21 protein-coding genes and 1 pseudogene are annotated in these 17,713 nt (G+C 42.4%); 21 read left to right on the top strand and 1 reads right to left on the bottom strand.

What is annotated here, in order from left to right:
• Positions 1-29 precede the first annotated feature (29 nt).
• The 17 genes from ACTNC6_RS14815 to ACTNC6_RS14735 all read left to right on the top strand — a co-directional run bounded on the left by ACTNC6_RS14815 (position 30) and on the right by ACTNC6_RS14735 (position 13,972).
• A complete protein-coding gene (locus ACTNC6_RS14815; protein WP_441044475.1) occupies positions 30-1,346 on the top strand; it encodes a TrkH family potassium uptake protein in 1,317 nt (438 codons plus the stop codon).
• 28 nt (positions 1,347-1,374) lie between these two features.
• Entirely contained in the window at positions 1,375-2,028 is a 654-nt protein-coding gene (locus ACTNC6_RS14810) for a potassium channel family protein (RefSeq protein ID WP_441036692.1), read from the top strand.
• Positions 2,029-2,037: 9 nt separating this feature from the next.
• Positions 2,038-2,817 carry a TrmH family RNA methyltransferase gene (locus ACTNC6_RS14805; protein WP_303242694.1) on the top strand — a complete coding sequence of 260 codons (780 nt, stop codon included), beginning with the start codon at positions 2,038-2,040 and terminating at the stop codon, positions 2,815-2,817.
• 21 nt (positions 2,818-2,838) lie between these two features.
• Positions 2,839-3,276: an NfeD family protein gene (locus tag ACTNC6_RS14800; RefSeq protein WP_303242693.1), complete on the top strand. Its 438-nt coding sequence runs from the start codon at positions 2,839-2,841 to the stop codon at positions 3,274-3,276.
• A 23-nt stretch (positions 3,277-3,299) separates the two neighbouring features.
• The gene (locus ACTNC6_RS14795; RefSeq protein WP_173743355.1) at positions 3,300-4,235 is read left to right on the top strand and encodes an SPFH domain-containing protein; all 936 of its coding nucleotides are present in this window, start codon (positions 3,300-3,302) and stop codon (positions 4,233-4,235) included.
• 46 nt (positions 4,236-4,281) lie between these two features.
• The gene (argF, locus tag ACTNC6_RS14790; RefSeq protein ID WP_173743356.1) at positions 4,282-5,283 is read left to right on the top strand and encodes an ornithine carbamoyltransferase; all 1,002 of its coding nucleotides are present in this window, start codon (positions 4,282-4,284) and stop codon (positions 5,281-5,283) included.
• Positions 5,284-5,285: 2 nt separating this feature from the next.
• Positions 5,286-6,095: a biotin--[acetyl-CoA-carboxylase] ligase gene (locus tag ACTNC6_RS14785; RefSeq protein ID WP_441044462.1), complete on the top strand. Its 810-nt coding sequence runs from the start codon at positions 5,286-5,288 to the stop codon at positions 6,093-6,095.
• A gap of 104 nt (positions 6,096-6,199) precedes the next feature.
• Complete coding sequence (locus ACTNC6_RS14780; RefSeq protein WP_441036689.1) at positions 6,200-6,565, top strand: DUF6145 family protein; 366 nt, start codon at positions 6,200-6,202, stop codon at positions 6,563-6,565.
• A 65-nt stretch (positions 6,566-6,630) separates the two neighbouring features.
• Positions 6,631-7,587: a tRNA dihydrouridine synthase DusB gene (dusB, locus tag ACTNC6_RS14775; RefSeq protein WP_173743368.1), complete on the top strand. Its 957-nt coding sequence runs from the start codon at positions 6,631-6,633 to the stop codon at positions 7,585-7,587.
• Between the two features lie 244 nt (positions 7,588-7,831).
• On the top strand, positions 7,832-8,314 hold the full coding sequence (greA, locus tag ACTNC6_RS14770) for a transcription elongation factor GreA (RefSeq protein WP_019160344.1): 483 nt from the start codon (positions 7,832-7,834) through the stop codon (positions 8,312-8,314).
• 37 nt (positions 8,315-8,351) lie between these two features.
• Entirely contained in the window at positions 8,352-9,953 is a 1,602-nt protein-coding gene (lysS, locus tag ACTNC6_RS14765; RefSeq protein WP_441044461.1) for a lysine--tRNA ligase, read from the top strand.
• Positions 9,954-10,246: 293 nt separating this feature from the next.
• Entirely contained in the window at positions 10,247-10,720 is a 474-nt protein-coding gene (locus ACTNC6_RS14760; protein ID WP_441044460.1) for a DUF6075 family protein, read from the top strand.
• Positions 10,720-10,896, top strand: a complete 177-nt coding sequence (locus tag ACTNC6_RS14755) for a hypothetical protein (protein ID WP_002582201.1) — start codon at positions 10,720-10,722, stop codon at positions 10,894-10,896. The genes ACTNC6_RS14760 and ACTNC6_RS14755 overlap by 1 nt, the downstream gene beginning before the upstream one ends.
• 23 nt (positions 10,897-10,919) lie before the next feature.
• Entirely contained in the window at positions 10,920-11,702 is a 783-nt protein-coding gene (locus ACTNC6_RS14750; RefSeq protein ID WP_441044459.1) for a ParA family protein, read from the top strand.
• Positions 11,695-12,573 carry a ParB/RepB/Spo0J family partition protein gene (locus tag ACTNC6_RS14745; RefSeq protein WP_441044458.1) on the top strand — a complete coding sequence of 293 codons (879 nt, stop codon included), beginning with the start codon at positions 11,695-11,697 and terminating at the stop codon, positions 12,571-12,573. Before ACTNC6_RS14750 ends, ACTNC6_RS14745 begins: the two co-directional genes overlap by 8 nt.
• A gap of 15 nt (positions 12,574-12,588) precedes the next feature.
• Positions 12,589-13,662, top strand: a complete 1,074-nt coding sequence (locus tag ACTNC6_RS14740; protein ID WP_441044457.1) for a DUF6017 domain-containing protein — start codon at positions 12,589-12,591, stop codon at positions 13,660-13,662.
• Positions 13,643-13,972: a DUF6050 family protein gene (locus ACTNC6_RS14735; protein WP_441044456.1), complete on the top strand. Its 330-nt coding sequence runs from the start codon at positions 13,643-13,645 to the stop codon at positions 13,970-13,972. The genes ACTNC6_RS14740 and ACTNC6_RS14735 overlap by 20 nt, the downstream gene beginning before the upstream one ends.
• 52 nt (positions 13,973-14,024) lie before the next feature.
• On the opposite strand, the gene ACTNC6_RS14730 is transcribed toward ACTNC6_RS14735, so the two are convergent.
• Positions 14,025-14,231: a helix-turn-helix domain-containing protein gene (locus tag ACTNC6_RS14730; protein WP_035779437.1), complete on the bottom strand. Its 207-nt coding sequence runs from the start codon at positions 14,229-14,231 to the stop codon at positions 14,025-14,027.
• A 168-nt stretch (positions 14,232-14,399) separates the two neighbouring features.
• Here ACTNC6_RS14730 and ACTNC6_RS14725 point away from each other — a divergent pair, with 168 nt between their 5' ends.
• The 4 genes and pseudogenes from ACTNC6_RS14725 to ACTNC6_RS14710 all read left to right on the top strand — a co-directional run.
• On the top strand, positions 14,400-14,765 hold the full coding sequence (locus ACTNC6_RS14725) for a hypothetical protein (protein WP_441044455.1): 366 nt from the start codon (positions 14,400-14,402) through the stop codon (positions 14,763-14,765).
• Between the two features lie 319 nt (positions 14,766-15,084).
• Complete coding sequence (locus ACTNC6_RS14720) at positions 15,085-15,738, top strand: pentapeptide repeat-containing protein (RefSeq protein ID WP_117566684.1); 654 nt, start codon at positions 15,085-15,087, stop codon at positions 15,736-15,738.
• Between the two features lie 333 nt (positions 15,739-16,071).
• The gene (gene istA / locus ACTNC6_RS14715; protein ID WP_441044454.1) at positions 16,072-17,610 is read left to right on the top strand and encodes an IS21 family transposase; all 1,539 of its coding nucleotides are present in this window, start codon (positions 16,072-16,074) and stop codon (positions 17,608-17,610) included.
• A gap of 6 nt (positions 17,611-17,616) precedes the next feature.
• Positions 17,617-17,713: pseudogene (locus tag ACTNC6_RS14710) on the top strand (AAA family ATPase); the annotation flags it as partial.

Genomic DNA, 17,713 nt, shown 5'->3' with positions numbered 1-17,713 from the left:
CTCAGATAATTACTTTTGGTTTTGCAGGAGTGATTATCTTGGGGGGATTGCTCCTGTGGCTGCCGTTTTGTGCGGTGCCCGGGAATCATACTTCTTTTTCTGATGCAATGTTCACAGCGACTACCTGTGTCTGTGTGACCGGACTGGTCACAGTGGTAACAGCATCACACTGGTCCATGGCAGGCAGAGTGATCATTCTGCTGCTGATCCAGATTGGAGGTGTGGGACTGATCTCCTTGGGCAGTATTATTTTTATAAGTCTGCGGAAAAAAATATCATTAAGAAACCGCCGTATTATACAGGAATCCTATAACCTGGACAGAATGAGCGGGATGGTGGTTGTGGTGAAGAGAGTACTGCTCTGTATTCTTGGAGCAGAGGGAATCGGGACAGTATGCTATGCTTTTCGGTTTGTACCGCAGCTTGGTGTGGTAAGAGGAGTTGGACAGTCTGTTTTTACAGCAGTATCAGCCTTCTGTAATGCAGGAATTGATCTGTTGGGTGAGGAGAGTCTGGCACCTTATGTGTCCGACCCTGTTGTAAATTTTACAACTATGGGACTGATCATTATGTCCGGACTTGGATTTGTGGTTTGGTGGGATCTTTGGGATAAGATAAAAAAAGTATTTCGCAGAAAGCTTTCTGTTGGCAGGATATATCGTTCTCTGCGGCTTCACAGCAAAATCGTTGTTACAATGACTGCGATTCTGGTTATAGGTGGTACGGTGCTGATCTTTCTGTTTGATTTTCATAATCCGGACAGTATGGGCGGGTATTCCACAGGAACAAAGCTTATGGCATCCATGTTCCAGGCTGTGACAACCAGGACAGCAGGATTTTTTACCATAAGTCAGGAGCGGTTTTCCAATGCAACCTATTTACTGTGTCTGCTGCTGATGATTATAGGTGGCTCACCTATGGGTACTGCCGGTGGAATCAAAACGACTACTATTGCAGTCCTTGCAATGAGTCTTCTTGCAAATCTGCGGGGGAAAAACGATGTGGAGGCCCATAACAGGAGAATCAGGGAGAGTTATTTGCGCTCTGCGATTGTAGTGGCAGGTATGGGGCTTTTTACAGTATTTGTAATGAGTATCCTGCTCTGTGCTGCTATGCCTGAAGCGCCTGTGGCAGATGTGATTTATGAAATTACTTCTGCAGCAGCTACCGTTGGTCTGAGCCGGGGACTGACTCCCCAGTTGAGTACAGCAGGTAAATGGATTGTGATCATTACCATGTATCTGGGAAGGATTGGTCCTCTGACACTGGGAACAGCGGTGACAGTACGTGCTCAGAAGAGATCTCCCAATGCACATCTGGCTGAGGAAGATATTATGATCGGTTAGGTTATGAATATAAGGAGGACGGCAGGATATGAATAGTAGATCCTATGCGGTGATCGGGCTGGGGCAGTTCGGGATGACGGTAGCACTTACATTGGCGGATGCCGGCTGTGATGTATTAGCTATTGATGACAGAGAGGAAAATGTACAGGACATTGCGGAGAAGGTTTCCTATGCTGTGAAAGCAGATGTGAAGGAGCCGGGAATCCTGCAGTCTGTGGGAGTCCAGAATGTGGATGTGGCCGTGATCGCAGTGGCAGAGAATATGGAAGCAAGTATTATAGCCGCCATGCAGGTGAAGGAGCTGGGAGTACCTTTTGTAATGGCGAAAGCCATGAATGCACTTCACGGCAGAATCCTGGAGAAGATCGGTGCAGATAAGGTGATATATCCGGAGCAGTCCATGGGAGTCCGGGTTGCCAGAAACCTTCTGTCCAGTGGATTTTTGGATACCTTTGAATTGTCACCGGAGTTTAGTATGGCGGAATTTAAAATTCCTGACAGTTGGGTTGGTAAAACTTTACGTGACCTGAAAATCAGAGAGAAAAATAAAATCAATTTGGTAGGGCTGAAGCAGGGAAATGATGTAGATATTAATCCCAATCCTGCTGAACCGCTGCCGGCAGACTGCACAGTGATGGCAATAGGAAAAAACGAGGACCTGAATAAGGTTTCCGGAAATTGAGGATAAAATATGATTACCAGTGTAAATAACGGACAGGTAAAAAATATTATACAGTTAAACCAGAAGACAAAAGCCCGGAGAGAACAAGGGCTTTTTGTTGCAGAGGGACGAAAGATGTTTGGAGAAGCTCCGGCAGACTGGATCGAGAAGGTGTACGTGTCAGAGACACTGACTTCTGATCCGGCATTGATGGAGCAGGTAGAAAAGCTTCCCTATGATATTGTGGCAGACTCTGTTTTTCGGCAGATGAGTGATACCCAGACACCCCAGGGAATCCTTACCGTGTTAAGAAGACCTTCCTATACTCTGGAAGACATTCTGGGAGGTAAGAATCCTTTGGTTATGGTTTTGGAGGATCTGCAGGATCCTGGAAATGCAGGGACTATTCTCAGAACAGGGGAAGGCGCCGGGGTAAGCGGGGTTCTTCTTACCAGAACCTGCGTGGATATTACAAATCCCAAAGTAATAAGATCTACCATGGGATCTGTCTACAGAATGCCTTTTCTATATGTAGAAAGTGTGGTATCATTGACTCAGGAACTGAAAAAACATAATATCCGTACCTTTGCCGCACATTTGAAAGGGCGCAATTCCTATGACCAGGAATCTTATACAGGAGGAACGGCCTTTCTCATTGGTAATGAAGGAAAAGGACTGACAGAGGAAGCAGCAAACAGTGCAGACTGTCTGATCCGTATTCCTATGTGTGGAAAAGTGGAATCTTTGAATGCTGCTATGGCTTCGGGGATTCTGATGTACGAGGCTGCGCGTCAGAGACGGCAGCAGTAAGCCTTGGAAAGGGGGAGTTTCATGCAACCTTTGATCTGGCTGGGTATTCTGGCGGCATTGCTTTTTATAGAAGCGATTACCGCAGGACTCACCACCATCTGGTTTGCCGGAGGGGCATTGATCGCAGCGATTGCGTCTTATGCCGGGGCAAATCTGACAATACAGATTTTACTTTTTCTCTGTGTTTCTGTGGTACTTCTGATTTTTACCAGACCGGTAGCTATGAGGTATTTTAATAAAGAAACCGTACAGACAAATGCAAACAGTCTGATAGGGAAAAAAGCAGTCGTGATCCAGGAGATTGACAATCTGGCACAAACCGGTCAGGTGCGGATCAATGACATTGAATGGACTGCCCGGTCTGTGGATGACGAAGCAAAAATTGAAAAAGATACCATAGTAGAGATCCGGGAGATCCAGGGTGTGAAGCTTATCGTAAAAAAGACAGACCAACCGTAATTGAGAATAAGGAGGATAAAGTTATGGGAGGAGCAATATTTCTGATTGTAATTATTGTGATTGTAGCATGGGTGCTTGCATCCTGTATTCGCATTGTGCCGCAGGCATATGCGGTGATCCTGGAGAGACTGGGAGCTTATCAGGCTACCTGGAGTACAGGTATTCATTTCAAGGTACCTTTTATTGAGCGCGTGGCAAGAAAGGTGAATCTGAAAGAGCAGGTTGTAGATTTTCCACCGCAGCCGGTTATTACCAAAGATAATGTAACTATGCAGATTGATACCGTTGTGTTTTTCCAGATTACAGATCCCAAGCTTTATACTTACGGTGTAGAGAATCCAATTATGGCTATTGAGAATCTGTCTGCTACAACATTGAGAAATATTATTGGTGACATGGAACTGGATGAGACCCTCACTTCCCGTGAAACTATCAATACCAAAATGAGAGCTTCTCTGGATGAGGCTACTGATCCATGGGGAATTAAGGTAAATCGTGTGGAGCTGAAAAACATTATTCCGCCGGCTGCCATTCAGGATGCTATGGAGAAGCAGATGAAAGCAGAGCGTGAGCGTCGAGAAGCTATTCTGATCGCAGAAGGCCAGAAGAAATCAACAATCCTTGTGGCAGAGGGTAAGAAACAGTCTGCGATTCTGGATGCAGAGGCTGAAAAACAGGCAGCTATCCTTCGGGCAGAGGCTCAGAAAGAACGTATGATCAAAGAGGCTGAAGGTCAGGCAGAGGCAGTACTGAAAGTACAGAATGCCAATGCGGAAGGTATCCGCATGATCCGTGAGGCAGGCGCTGACCAGGCAGTGCTTACACTGAAGAGTCTGGAAGCCTTTGCCAAGGCTGCAGACGGAAAATCAACCAAGATCATTATCCCTTCAGATATTCAGGGAATCGCCGGTCTGGCAAGCTCTCTGAAGGAGATCATCACTGAGCCGGAGAATAAATAATATTAACGAACAGTAGTAAGCAATTGACATCGAGGAGAAGATTATTATGAACTTAAAAGGAAGAAATTTTCTGACATTAAAAGATTTTACACCGGAAGAAATTACCTATCTGATTGATCTGGCCGCAGAGCTGAAGGCAAAGAAAAAAGCCGGAGAGCTTCATGAATATTACAGAGGAAAAAATATTGCACTTATTTTTGAAAAAACAAGTACAAGAACCCGTTGCTCCTTTGAGGTAGCTGCCCATGATCTGGGAATGGGAAGTACCTATCTGGATCCTTCAGGATCTCAGATAGGAAAGAAAGAGAGCATTGCAGATACAGCCAGAGTTCTGGGAAGAATGTATGATGGTATTGAATATCGCGGTTATGGACAGGATATTGTAGAGGAACTTGCAAAATATGCCGGAATTCCTGTATGGAATGGTCTGACAAATGAATATCATCCTACACAGATGCTGGCAGATATGCTTACGATCCGTGAGCATTTTGGAGATCTGAAGGGACGTAAGTTGGTATATATGGGAGATGCCCGATACAATATGGGAAATTCCCTGATGATTGCCTGCACAAAACTGGGCATGCATTTTGTAGCCTGCACTACAGAGAGATATTTTCCAAATGCAGAGCTGGTAGCACTGTGTGAAAAATATGCCCAGGCTTCCGGCGGAAGTGTTACTCTGACAGAAGATGTGGAGGTAGGAACAAAGGATGCAGATGTGATCTATACAGATGTATGGGTTTCTATGGGAGAGCCGGATGAAATCTGGGAAGAGAGAATCCGTGACCTTACACCTTATAAGGTAACAGCACAGGTTATGAAAAATGCCGGTGAGAAAGCAATCTTCCTTCATTGTCTTCCTGCTTTTCACGATCTGAAGACAAAGATCGGCAAAGAGATGGGTGAAAGATTCAATCTGACAGATATGGAAGTGACAGACGAAGTATTTGAATCTGCACAGTCCAAGGTATTTGATGAAGCTGAGAACCGTATGCATACTATCAAAGCTGTGATGGTTGCTACTTTGGGAGAACCGGAGAAGGAATAATCGTGTTAAAATCAGCAGAATATAATGAGAAAACAATATTACAGGCAATCAAGACAAAATGGGCGGGCAAAACCGTCTATTTTGCTGAAAAGGTGGATTCTACCAATTCCTGGATCAAGAGACTGTCAAAGGAAGGGGCAGAGCACGGAACTCTGGCAGTAGCAGAGTTCCAGTCTGCAGGCCGGGGACGTTTTGACAGAAAATGGGAAGCGCCGGAGGGCAGTTCTGTTATGATGACGATTCTCCTCCGTCCGGAATTTGAACCTCAGTATGCATCTATGCTGACCCTGGTCATGGGACTTGCTGTTGCGCAGGCAGTGGATGAGTTAGGATTTAAAGTAAGTATTAAGTGGCCCAATGATGTGGTGCTTTCCAGAAAGAAAATCTGTGGGATTCTGACTGAGATGGGAACTAACGGTACAAAGATCGGTTATGTACTTATCGGAGTGGGAATTAATGTGAATCTTTGGGAATTTCCGGAGGAAATGCAGGATAAAGCAACTTCTCTTGCTATGGAAAGTGGACAGGAGTACGACCGTAATCAGATCATCGGGCTTGTGATGAAACATTTTGAAGAGGATTATGAGCGCTTCATTCAGACCTGTGATTTTGAAAATCTTCTGGAAGAATACCACAGGATCCTGGCTAATCTTAACCAGCCGGTAAGAGTTCTTAACGGTGCAGACAGTTTTGAAGGAGTTTCCAGAGGAATTGATACAAAGGGGGAGCTTCTGGTAGAAAAAGCGGATGGAACAGTGACAAAGATCAGCGCAGGGGAGGTATCTGTGCGGGGATTATACAGTTATGTATGATTGAGAAATGTATTATGCAGAATATATTGATTTTCGTATAATCAGAAAGCGATATTGTGATTAAGAAGGTTAATAGTATCACACATACAGGAGGAAATATTTTTATGTATCAGGATAATATTGTGCTCTGTGGTGCAAGCGCTTATGAACAGAAATTTTATTTTAACCAGGATTTTAATGCCCTTCCGGATCATGTGAAAAAGGAATTGCAGATTATGTGCGTCCTTTTTACAGAGGATGTGGGAGGAATTCTTACATTGGAGTTTGCTCAGGATGGAACTCTGGAATTCAAAACAGAGGCATTAGAGGCAGACGCCCGTTATGATGAGATTGGCAGTGCTCTGAAAATCAAGCAGATCCAGACTGAGAAAAAAGAATTGCTGGAATCTCTGGAAATGTATTATAGAGTATTTTTCCTGGGAGATATTACAGAGGATGATCTGAAAAAAGTTCCGCATAGCGAGGAATAAATATGGAAGCAGGATTAAAAAAGGCACAGTGTAACCACAGACAGAAGGAGATCCGGGGAAGGGATATGAGCTGGAAAATTGGCAATGTACGAATTGAGAATCCGTTTGTACTGGCACCTATGGCAGGAGTGACGGATATGCCATTCCGTACACTGTGTAAGGAACAGGGAGCGGGATTAATCTGTATGGAAATGATCAGTGCCAAAGCCATTTCTTTCCATAATAAAAACACCATTGCCTTGATGAAAATTGATCCCTGTGAACATCCGGTATCCATGCAGCTTTTTGGCAGTGAACCGGAATTGATGGCAGAGGTTGCGAAATCCATTGAGGATAAGGATTTTGATATTTTGGATATTAATATGGGCTGCCCGGTACCCAAGGTGGTAAACAATGGAGAGGGCTCAGCATTACTGAAGAATCCGGAGTTGATTGTGCAGATTATAAAAAGTGTGTCTTCTGCCATTCAAAAGCCTGTGACTGTAAAAGTGCGTATTGGTTTCGAAAATGCACCGGTGGACATTGTGGAAATTGCCAGGCGGGCAGAGGATGCCGGGGCAGCAGCCATTGCTGTTCACGGCAGGACCAGACAGCAGTACTATTCCGGCACAGCAGACTGGGATATAATTCGTCAGGTCAAAGAGGCAGTTTCTATTCCTGTGATTGGAAATGGAGATGTAGATTCACCGTTGAAAGCGGAAGCACTGCTGAAGCAGACTGGCTGTGATGGAGTAATGATTGGAAGGGCTGTCAGGGGAAATCCCTGGATTTTCCGGGAGATGAACCATTATTTCCAAACCGGAGAGCTTTTACCCAGACCTTCCTCAGAGGAGATCAGGGAAATGATCCTGCGCCATGCCAGAGCGCAGATTGCGTTAAAGGGAGAGTTTACAGGAATCCGGGAAATGCGTAAGCATGTAGCCTGGTATACAGCCGGTATGAGACACAGCGCAGGATTGAGAAGAGCATCCAATACAATAGAAAGTTATGAAGCACTACAGGAATTGCTGATGAAATTATAATGTCAGTATTTATGTATTGTTGATTTTGGATACGTTACTGTGAACGGAGTGAACAGTAACGAAAAGTGCCCGGAATGCTTGACAATCCGGGGGCTTTTTTGTATAATACAGAAATTGTGAATATCCTAGAATAAGTCTGCCCTTTTTTAGGTATGATGTATCGGGGAACACATAAATCCATGTAATGATCCGGTTGCCATAAGTGCATGAGAGAATCCGGATATTGAAAGGGAGTAAGGTTATAATGGAAGAAAAGAAGAACTTACTGACTTATGCAGGACTTAAAAAACTGGAAGAAGAGCTGCATGATTTAAAGGTAGTAAAGAGAAAAGAAGTAGCAGAAAAGATTAAGGAAGCCAGAGAACAGGGCGATTTATCTGAGAATGCTGAGTATGATGCAGCAAAAGACGAACAGAGAGACATTGAAGCACGTATTGAAGAGATTGAGAAAATCTTAAAAAATGCAGAAGTTGTAGTAGAAGATGAGGTTGATCTTGACAGAATCAACGTTGGCTGCAAGGTAAAAGTACACGATTATGAATTTGAAGAAGATATTGAGCTGAAGATTGTAGGTTCCACAGAGGCAAACAGCCTGGAAGGCAAGATCTCTAATGAATCTCCTGTTGGAAAAGCACTGATGGGTGCACATACAGGTGATGTAGTAGAGGTAGAGATGCCGTCCGGAATCATGAAATACAAAGTTCTGGAGATTCAGAGAAATATATAAGACACTGAGAGACACAAATATATAAGGAGGAACCAAGGTGGCACAGCAGAAGCAGCAGGAACAGGATTTAAACCAGTTACTGAAGGTTCGCCGGGATAAACTGGCAGAGCTTCAGGCCAACGGCAAGGATCCGTTTCAGATCACAAAATTTGACCAGACACATCATTCACTGGAAGTAAAAGAGCTTTATGAAGCACATGAGAAAGAACTGTTAAAGGATCGTACAGAGCCGGACGTAGCAGATCTTGACGAAGAGCAGGCAAAGGAAGCCCTGAAGAAAGATTACGAAGAAAGAAGAAGCATTATGGATGCCAGCCCAATCCATGTATCTATTGCTGGCCGTATGATGTTTAAACGTGTTATGGGAAAAGCTTCTTTCTGCAATATCCAGGATTTACAGGGAAATATTCAGGTATATGTAGCAAGAGATGCCATTGGGGCAGACTCCTATGCAGATTTCAAGAAATCTGATATCGGTGATATTTTTGGTCTGGAAGGCTTTGCATTCAGAACCAGAACCGGTGAAATTTCTATTCATGCAGAGAAGATGACTCTTCTTTCCAAGAGCTTACAGATTCTTCCGGAGAAATTCCACGGACTGACAGATACGGACACTCGTTATCGCCAGAGATATGTAGACCTTATCATGAATCAGGACAGCAAGAAGGTATTTATCAAACGTTCCCAGATTCTGAAAGAAATCCGTAACTTCCTTGCAGACCGTGACTTCATGGAAGTGGAAACTCCGATGCTGGTTGCAAATGCAGGCGGTGCTGCGGCAAGACCGTTTGAAACTCATTATAATGCACTGAACGAAGATGTTAAGCTTCGTATTTCTCTTGAACTTTATCTGAAGAGACTGATCGTTGGTGGTCTTGAGAGAGTTTATGAGATCGGACGTGTATTTCGTAATGAAGGTGTAGATACCCGTCATAATCCGGAGTTTACTCTGATGGAGCTTTATCAGGCATATACAGATTATGAAGGCATGATGGAACTGACTGAGTCTATGTTCCGTTATCTGGCAGAGAAGGTTTGTGGTTCTGCGAAGATTTCCTACAATGGTATCGAGATCGACCTTAGCAAACCTTTTGAACGTCTGACCATGAATGATGCGATCAAGAAATATGCAGGAATTGACTTTGATGAAGTTGCAGATGATGAAGCAGCTAAGAAGCTTGCAGATGAGCATCATATTGAATATGAAGAACGTCATAAGAAGGGTGATATCATCAACCTGTTCTTCGAGGAATACTGTGAAAAAGAACTGATCCAGCCAACCTTTATCATGGATCATCCAATCGAGATTTCTCCGCTGACAAAGAAGAAACCTTCTGATCCGAATAAAGTAGAGCGTTTCGAGCTGTTCATTAATACATGGGAAATGTGTAACGCATATTCCGAGCTCAATGACCCGATTGACCAGAGAGAGCGTTTCAAAGCACAGGATGCTCTTGCTGACGCAGGAGATGAGGAAGCAAACCACACAGATGAAGACTTCCTGAATGCACTGGAGATCGGTATGCCGCCTACAGGTGGTATCGGATACGGAATCGACCGTCTGGTTATGCTGCTTACAGACAGCCAGGCAATCCGTGACGTACTGCTGTTCCCGACGATGAAGTCTTTAGATAAATAAATCCAGTAAAATCAAGGGTTTCAGCGATTACAAGTTGTGATTTACTACAAATTTACTACAAATTTGCTACGCATAATACGGAATAATACTTAATAATACGTTTTGTGCGACATTCAATTTTATATTTTGTACTTCAAGGACACTTTCCAAGTGAGAATTTGGAAGTGTCCTTTTTGCGTGTTGCAATGAGCCAAGTGCCATGCTTGCATGAGCATTTGGCGAATGCCGCGACAACGAGCAGCTATGCTGCGAGTGTGGTTATGGTCAAAAATAAAGAATTGGAGGAATAAAGCATGAATAGTACAGCGTTAGGAGCAGAAAACACAAAGAAAGAGAGCATTATTTTTATCAGTGAAGCACATGAGAAATTCTACTACGAGAAATTAGAAGAAGTAAGGTATCAGGATGTGTACCACAAGGCACTTTGCTATTGCCTCGGCATTAACGATGATACCAGAAGGAATGCGAATCGCATTTATGATTTTAAGACAGGCTGTGTAAAAACAGAATGTTTGCATGAAGGCTGGCAGACCAGCGGAAGCGTGAAAGTAGTCAGAATGGCATTTAATCTATATTGCAATGCCACACCAAGCGTGGATGATTACACGGACGAAGAGGAGCGGATTAACGAGTGCAGGCAGTACACAGTGGAGGAATTATTCTGCTGTGCCTATGCACCATATTTTTGGCAGGCGATACAAATCCGGTATCCGGAGTATGCAACCTATAACCGGAAACTGTATGCCCTGTTTGGAGGAGCAGATTGATGTTAAAAGTTCGATTGATGGGAACAAAGAATGATATTAAATGGTTTGGGAAGATTTTGCAGAGAAATTCCAAAATCGAAGTGACAGAGTTTTCAGATTTATACCCGAATAAAGGGACAAAGAAGTTTTACAGAGCGTATGTAGAAGTGAAAAAGACTAATGTAGCAGAAAGTTAGCAAAGAGTAAAGGAGAATGTATCATGTGTAAAATAATAGCAATCGCAAATCAAAAAGGCGGAGTCGGAAAGACTACCACAACAAGCAACTTGGGAATAGGACTGGCAAAGCAGGGCAAGAGAGTTCTGCTGATAGATGCGGACGCACAGGGCAGTTTGACTGCAAGTTTGGGATTTACAGAGCCGGACAAGCTGGAGGAAACACTTGCGACTGTGATGGCAAATATCATCAATGATGTGGAAATGGAAGATGATTACGGTATTTTAAGGCATGAGGAAGGAATTGACCTTATGCCCGGTAATATCGAATTATCCGGTCTGGAGGTATCCTTGGTAAATGTCATGAGCAGGGAGCTTGTGATGCGTTCCTACATAGAGCAGGTGAAAGACAGATATGATTATATCCTGATTGACTGTATGCCTTCACTTGGCATGATAACCATAAATGCATTTGCCTGTGCGGATAGTATCTTAATCCCGGTACAGGCGGCATATCTGCCAGTGAAAGGTTTGGAACAGCTTATCAAGACCATTGGTAAGGTGAAGCGTCAGATTAACCCAAAGCTGTCCATTGAGGGTATTTTGCTGACCATGGTTGACAGCAGAACAAATTATGCAAAGGACATCAGTGCATTGCTGATTGAGAATTATGGAAACAAAGTGAGGATATTTGAGAATAGTATTCCGATTTCCGTAAGAGCTGCCGAGATTTCGGCAGAGGGCGTCAGCATCTATCAGTATGACCCAAAGGGAAAAGTAGCAAGTGCCTATCAATCTTTGACGGAGGAGGTGCTTGGCAATGAATAAGGCAGGAAGTGCGGCAAAGGTAAAGCTAAACAGTTTTGATGATTTATTCGGTGCTTCTGATATGACAGCAGGCACCAATCAGGTGCAGGAGATACCTCTTTCAGAGCTTTATGAGTTCAGAGGACACCCTTTTAAGGTGCTGGATGATGAGAAAATGCAGGAGACAGTGGAGAGTATCAAAAATTATGGTGTGCTTATGCCCGGTATTGCAAGACCGAGGGCAGAGGGCGGTTATGAGATAATCGCCGGACACCGCAGAAAACATGGCTGTGAGCTTGCAGGTCTTTCCACTATGCCTATGTTTATCAGAGATTACAATGATGATGAAGCTACGGTGATTATGGTAGATACTAATATCCAGAGGGAAGATATTCTCCCAAGTGAAAAGGCAAAAGCCTATTCCATGAAGTATGAAGCCATGAAGCATCAAGGCAAAAAAGGAAATGGAAGCAGCCTTGATGAAGTGGGAGAAGCAGCCGGAGAGAGTGGAAAGACGGTTCAGCGATATATATGGCTTGCACGTCTGTCAGATGAATTGCTGGATATGGTTGATAAGAAAAAAATCGGTCTGGTACAGGGTGTTGACATATCTTTTCTGACAGAGCAGGCACAGGAATGGGTGAAGGTCATTCTTGAAGAAACGGGTGCAGCTATCTCGACTACCCAATCATCAAAGTTAAAGGAATATGGGAAAAACGGCGAGCTGACTCTGCCAATGGTAAGACTGATATTGACGGAGGAAAAGCCAAAGGAAAGAAAAGTTACAATCAAAGCTGATAAAATCAGCAGATATTTTACGGAGGATTATTCCAGTGAAGATATAGAAAATATTATCTATCAGCTATTGGAAGAATGGCAGAATAAGCAGTAAAGGAGGCACGGTAAAGTGGGCGATACAATAAACTTTGATTATTACTACGGAATTGAAGCAGAGCAGTTCTCTTTTTATCGTGTTCCCCGACTTTTGATTAAAGACGAGAGATTTAAGGGGCTTAGCAGTGATGCTAAGCTCCTCTATGGGCTGATGCTTGACAGAATGTCATTATCCATGAAAAACGGATGGCTGGATGATGAAAACCGAGCATACATCATCTACACAGTGGATGCCATTATGGAAGATTTGGGATGTGCAAAGGCAACCTGCGTTAAGATTATGAAAGAGCTTGATACCGAAAACGGAATCGGTCTGATTGAAAAGAAACGCCGTGGACTTGGAAAGCCGGACATAATTTATGTGAAGAATTTTTCTACAATTACTGATGCACAGACAGAAGAAAAGTCCGATAATGCTGATAAAACCACAGAAGTTCAAAAACTGAACCTCAAGAAGTCTAATATGCATACTTCCAGAAGTTCAGAAATTGAACTTCAAGAGGTTCAGGATTTAGAACACCAGAAGTTCACAATGCAGACTTCAAGAGGTTCAGAAAGTGAACTTGCAGAAGTTCATAAAGCAGACCCTATTTATACTAACTATAATCAAACTAACCAGAGTTATACTGATATGAGTTATACCAATCCTATCAATCAATCTGGTAATGAGAGTAAGTCGGAAAAAAGGATTGATTTGATGGATGATGTCAATGCATACATAGAACTGATTAAGGATAACATCGAATATGAGCATCACATGAAGTACGATGACTGGCAGAACAAGGCTTTGTATGAGGAGCTTTTTGAGGTTATCTGTGAGGTTGTATGCGTAAAGCGTACAACAATCCGGATTGCAGGAGAGGATTATCCTTATGAGCTTGTAAAATCTAAATTCCTGAAGCTGAACAGTGGACATCTGGAGTATGTGATTGGCTGTATGCATGATACAAATACGAAAATAACCAATATCAAGGCATATATGGTTACTGCTCTTTATAATGCACCCTCAACGATAAACCATTATTATCAGCAGGAAGTGCAGCACGATATGTACGGAGGTGGCTGGCATGAAAAAGGCATTGTTTAAAATAATTATTCCGGTATGTGTTCTTGTTCCGTGGATGATTACCTGTTATCCGGTTTGCAATAAAGCAGATGGGTTTGATTATTTCCTTTATTGGATTTTGGTAGGATGTCCCTACGGTATCAGAAAAATGTGTATGTTTCTTGTGCCGAAGAATTTTGGAATTGCAGGAAGTATGGGAATACTGGCACTGAATTGTATCGTTGGAGGTCTGATTGGTGGTATTATTGTTCTTGTGAGGATTATCGTTATAATTATGGAGATAATAAAAGTAATAGCAGGACACTTCAGGACACAATGTCCAAAGGTGTAAAAGAAAAAAGGGCAACAAAAAAGGCATTGTCAATCAATCATAAACAATACCTCTACTTGTCATCTGGAACATATTCCATAATATCTTCAATCCGGCAGTCAAGTATCTGACATAGCCTGTTCAGAATAATGGTCTTTACCACCATATTTTGCCGGAGTCGCTGAAGCTGTGCTTTGTCAATGCCATAATCTTTAATGAGCTGGTACTGACTGATGTTTTTAGCCTTGAGCGTTTGCCAAAGGGGATCGTATTTAATCATACAGGCAACTCCTTTCCTACCTTGTATTTTAATGGCAGGGAACGTATAATAATATGGTGCGTGTAAGCACCATAAAATATGCAAATGGTAAAGGAGATAATGATTTTTTCTGAAGAATGAGGATATAGATGCAGGTAGTGTGGTTTTGAAACAGGAGGATGGTTAATTGTGAAAGAAAAATACATTACAGACGATGAAAGGGAGAAATGCAGAAAAGTTGCAGATGCTTTTGCAGAGCTGTATGAGATTGAAAATATACTTGTTGTGGATGCTGGAAGATACGGTTTTGTCAAGTTACAGTATTATAGACCACCGCAAGGTTTTGAAGATGCAATAACCTTTACAGATAGCCAGAGCATGTTTGAAAACTTGTGGGAAGAATGGCTTGACACGCAGCTTTTCCTTCTGGCAAAAGGAACACCAATGGCAGGAATGGGATATAATGAGATATTCCGGTGTCTGCCAAAGGAGAAGCAAGAGGAACTTATGAATAGAAAAGCCGGATTTGCAAAAACGGCAGGAATAGATAATTGAGAAACAGCGTCAGGGCAGTTATGGATTGAAAAATTTGTAACTGTCTTTTTTTAATAAGTTCAAGACTATGCTATAAAAAAATATATATAAAAACTATGGTTTATGATATAATAATCATGCCCTACCCCGCTCAGCTGAGAGGCTGGGTTGATAAGAGGTCTACGGACGGAGTGAGGGCTAAAATTCTATCAGTATAGCGAGGTGATTGCTGTCATGAGTAAAATTGGGAATGGTGCAACTGTTATTAGCTTTGTGGTAATGATATTGTCTGAAATTCTTGGTTCCAAAGTGGTAGCCCCTCTGCTGTGCGGGGTGTGTTATGAGAAATAAGAAGAAAAAGAAATACAATAAGTTTTTTAGCTATATTGGTCAAGATAGAAGTGATAGAAATTTCAGTTATAAGGATTTTTCGTATAGTGAATCCTACAATACAAGGTTTACACGTTCACGATTTATGGGGAACGATTTTCATAGAGCACATATAAAATATTGTGGATTTAATGGTTGTATTTTCAAGTTTGTTGAATTTAAAAGCGTAAATTTTCGTGGATGCAGATTTATGGGTGCAACGTTTGAAAATGTGGTATTTTATAACTGCTCTTTAAGTAAAACCCATTTTAAGGGAGCAATATTTAAGAATGTATACTTTGTGAATACAGGCATAAAACAAGTATATGGTTTGAATGTAGATGATATAAATATTGTGAATGAAAAAAAAATCGAGATAGAACTAGAAAGAGATTTGCAAGAAACCATAAAAGCATGTGAAAAAAATGAGTATATAGTAAAATCAAAAACAATTGTTTCGAGTGGTGGAAAAATTAACAAGTTGTCAATTAAAAGACTGTTAGATGTGTATGAGGAAAAGGTTATTATAAATGCATTACAAATGGCAATAAAGGGAATTGATAAAGAATTTAGTAGTTTGAGTTATTTTGTTCCTTATTTAGAGAGAGCAAAGAAAAATATGTAGGCAGCGTTAGGGCAGTTATAAGTCGAAAGATTTGTAACTGTCTTTTTATTACTTTTGGATATTGTGTCCAAAGGTGGAAGGAGGATGTGAAATATGGAGTCTATGAGAGATATTAACAGAATAATGGAAAGAGAAATTGCAAAGGGCAGTTGTCCGTTAAAATTGGAGCATATTGAATAATCCGGTGCCCGTGTCCCTGCTGTCCGGTGACAGGAAACCGCAAATCCGTTTTTTAGGAAACCACCATTCCGGTAGTGGAAACCTTTATCATAAATCCTTTAGAATGTAATCATGCACCAGCTGGTGTAAATTCATTCAAAGGAGGTCATGACCATGACCAAGTATCGAGAGATTCTCAGGCTAAAAAGTCTGGGACTCAGTCAGCAGAGCATTGCCGACAGCTGCAATGTCTCCAAGAAAACGGTTAATCGCGTTTTGAAGCGTGCAAAGGAATTAAATATTTCCTGGCCGCTTGATAAAAGCGATACCGATGCTGTTCTTGCAGAAATGTTTTTTCCTTCTGCAAAGCAGGTCAGATCCAATAAACGGATGCCTGACTACGATTATGTCCACAAAGAATTACTCCGTAACGGAGTCAGTAAGAAACTCTTGTGGACAGAATACATGGAGGATTGTCATGCAAATGGCGAAGAACCACTTATGTATTCCCAGTTCTGCTATCACATCCAGAAGGATGAGCAGAAACGACGTGCTACCATGCATATCAACCGGAAACCTGGTGAGCAGGTTGAGGTCGATTGGGCAGGAGATCCTGCAACAATCATTGATCCGGATACCGGTGAGATCACCAAAGCCTATATATTTGTCGGCGTGATGACTTATAGTCAGTACGCATATGTGGAAGCATTTCTGGATATGAAGCAGAAATCATGGATTAATGCCCATGTTCATATGTACGAATATTTTGGTGGTGTTGCCAGAATTCTCGTACCGGATAACTGTAAAACAGCAGTTGTCCACAATGGTGGCTTTAAAGACCAGCAGGTCAATGAAACTTATCAGGAAATGGCCGAATACTACGGCACCGCTATTATCCCGGCGCGTGTCAGGGCTCCAAAAGATAAGCCGAATGCTGAGGGGACAGTAGGAAATATTTCTACTTGGATCACAGCAGCTCTTCGGAATGAACAGTTCTTCTCCCTTGCCGAATTGAATCTGGCAATCAGAGATAAGCTGGAACTGTTCAACCAAAGGCTCTTTCAGAAGAAAGAGGGTAGTCGGCGAAGCTTATTTCTTGGGGAAGAAAAACCATTGCTGGCACCATTACCTGCTACCCGTTTTGAACTGAGTGACTGGAAAGCAGCCACTGTCCAGTTCAATTATCACATATCTGTGGACGGAATGCTATACTCCGTTCCGTACGAATACATTAAAAAGAAAGTTGATATAAGGGTAACAGACACCACGATTGAAATTTTCTACAACCATAACCGCATTGCTTCCCATCGTCGTCTAAAAGGACGCCCTGGGCAGTACAGCACCATTACTGAACATATGCCGGCAGACCACCAGAAGTATCTGGAATGGAACGGTGACCGCTTCCGTAAATGGGCTGAGCGGATTGGCATAAATACGTACACTGCAGTCAATGCAATATTGACCTCCAAAAGTGTGGAACAACAAACCTACCGAAGCTGTATGGGGATTCTTAAGCTTACTGAGAAGTACTCAGATGCGTTACTGGAAGCTGCCTGTAAAAAGGCATTATCCTATACAGCATCACCCAGTTACAAGAGTATTAAAAACCTACTTGTAACCGGTTCAGAAAAACTGGCATCGGAAGCAATCGATACCAAGACCACACATAAAGCACATGGCATCACACGAGGTGCCGATTACTATCGGAGGTAAACACATATGACCAATCAGAGTACAATGGATAAGTTAATAGAAATGCGCCTTACCACAATGGCAGATGCATTCCGCAACCAACTCAATGACCCAAAATTCAAGG

This window comes from Blautia sp. HCP3S3_C4, from assembly GCF_052064095.1.
Taxonomy (GTDB): domain Bacteria; phylum Bacillota; class Clostridia; order Lachnospirales; family Lachnospiraceae; genus Blautia_A.
The sequence above is the reverse complement of the archived record's forward strand: the minus strand, read 5'-3'. Positions and strand labels throughout refer to the sequence as shown.

Bases quoted from the DNA above. Each gene is read 5' to 3' on its own strand.
- ACTNC6_RS14810 (WP_441036692.1), top strand. From the start codon at position 1,375: ATGAATAGTAGATCCTATGCGGTGATCGGGCTGGGGCAGTTCGGGATG.
- ACTNC6_RS14805 (WP_303242694.1), top strand. From the start codon at position 2,038: ATGATTACCAGTGTAAATAACGGACAGGTAAAAAATATTATACAGTTA.
- ACTNC6_RS14800 (WP_303242693.1), top strand. From the start codon at position 2,839: ATGCAACCTTTGATCTGGCTGGGTATTCTGGCGGCATTGCTTTTTATA.
- ACTNC6_RS14795 (WP_173743355.1), top strand. From the start codon at position 3,300: ATGGGAGGAGCAATATTTCTGATTGTAATTATTGTGATTGTAGCATGG.
- argF (WP_173743356.1), top strand. From the start codon at position 4,282: ATGAACTTAAAAGGAAGAAATTTTCTGACATTAAAAGATTTTACACCG.
- ACTNC6_RS14780 (WP_441036689.1), top strand. From the start codon at position 6,200: ATGTATCAGGATAATATTGTGCTCTGTGGTGCAAGCGCTTATGAACAG.
- dusB (WP_173743368.1), top strand. From the start codon at position 6,631: ATGAGCTGGAAAATTGGCAATGTACGAATTGAGAATCCGTTTGTACTG.
- greA (WP_019160344.1), top strand. From the start codon at position 7,832: ATGGAAGAAAAGAAGAACTTACTGACTTATGCAGGACTTAAAAAACTG.
- ACTNC6_RS14760 (WP_441044460.1), top strand. From the start codon at position 10,247: ATGAATAGTACAGCGTTAGGAGCAGAAAACACAAAGAAAGAGAGCATT.
- ACTNC6_RS14755 (WP_002582201.1), top strand. From the start codon at position 10,720: ATGTTAAAAGTTCGATTGATGGGAACAAAGAATGATATTAAATGGTTT.
- ACTNC6_RS14750 (WP_441044459.1), top strand. From the start codon at position 10,920: ATGTGTAAAATAATAGCAATCGCAAATCAAAAAGGCGGAGTCGGAAAG.
- ACTNC6_RS14745 (WP_441044458.1), top strand. From the start codon at position 11,695: ATGAATAAGGCAGGAAGTGCGGCAAAGGTAAAGCTAAACAGTTTTGAT.
- ACTNC6_RS14735 (WP_441044456.1), top strand. From the start codon at position 13,643: ATGAAAAAGGCATTGTTTAAAATAATTATTCCGGTATGTGTTCTTGTT.
- ACTNC6_RS14730 (WP_035779437.1), bottom strand. From the start codon at position 14,231: ATGATTAAATACGATCCCCTTTGGCAAACGCTCAAGGCTAAAAACATC.
- ACTNC6_RS14720 (WP_117566684.1), top strand. From the start codon at position 15,085: ATGAGAAATAAGAAGAAAAAGAAATACAATAAGTTTTTTAGCTATATT.
- istA (WP_441044454.1), top strand. From the start codon at position 16,072: ATGACCAAGTATCGAGAGATTCTCAGGCTAAAAAGTCTGGGACTCAGT.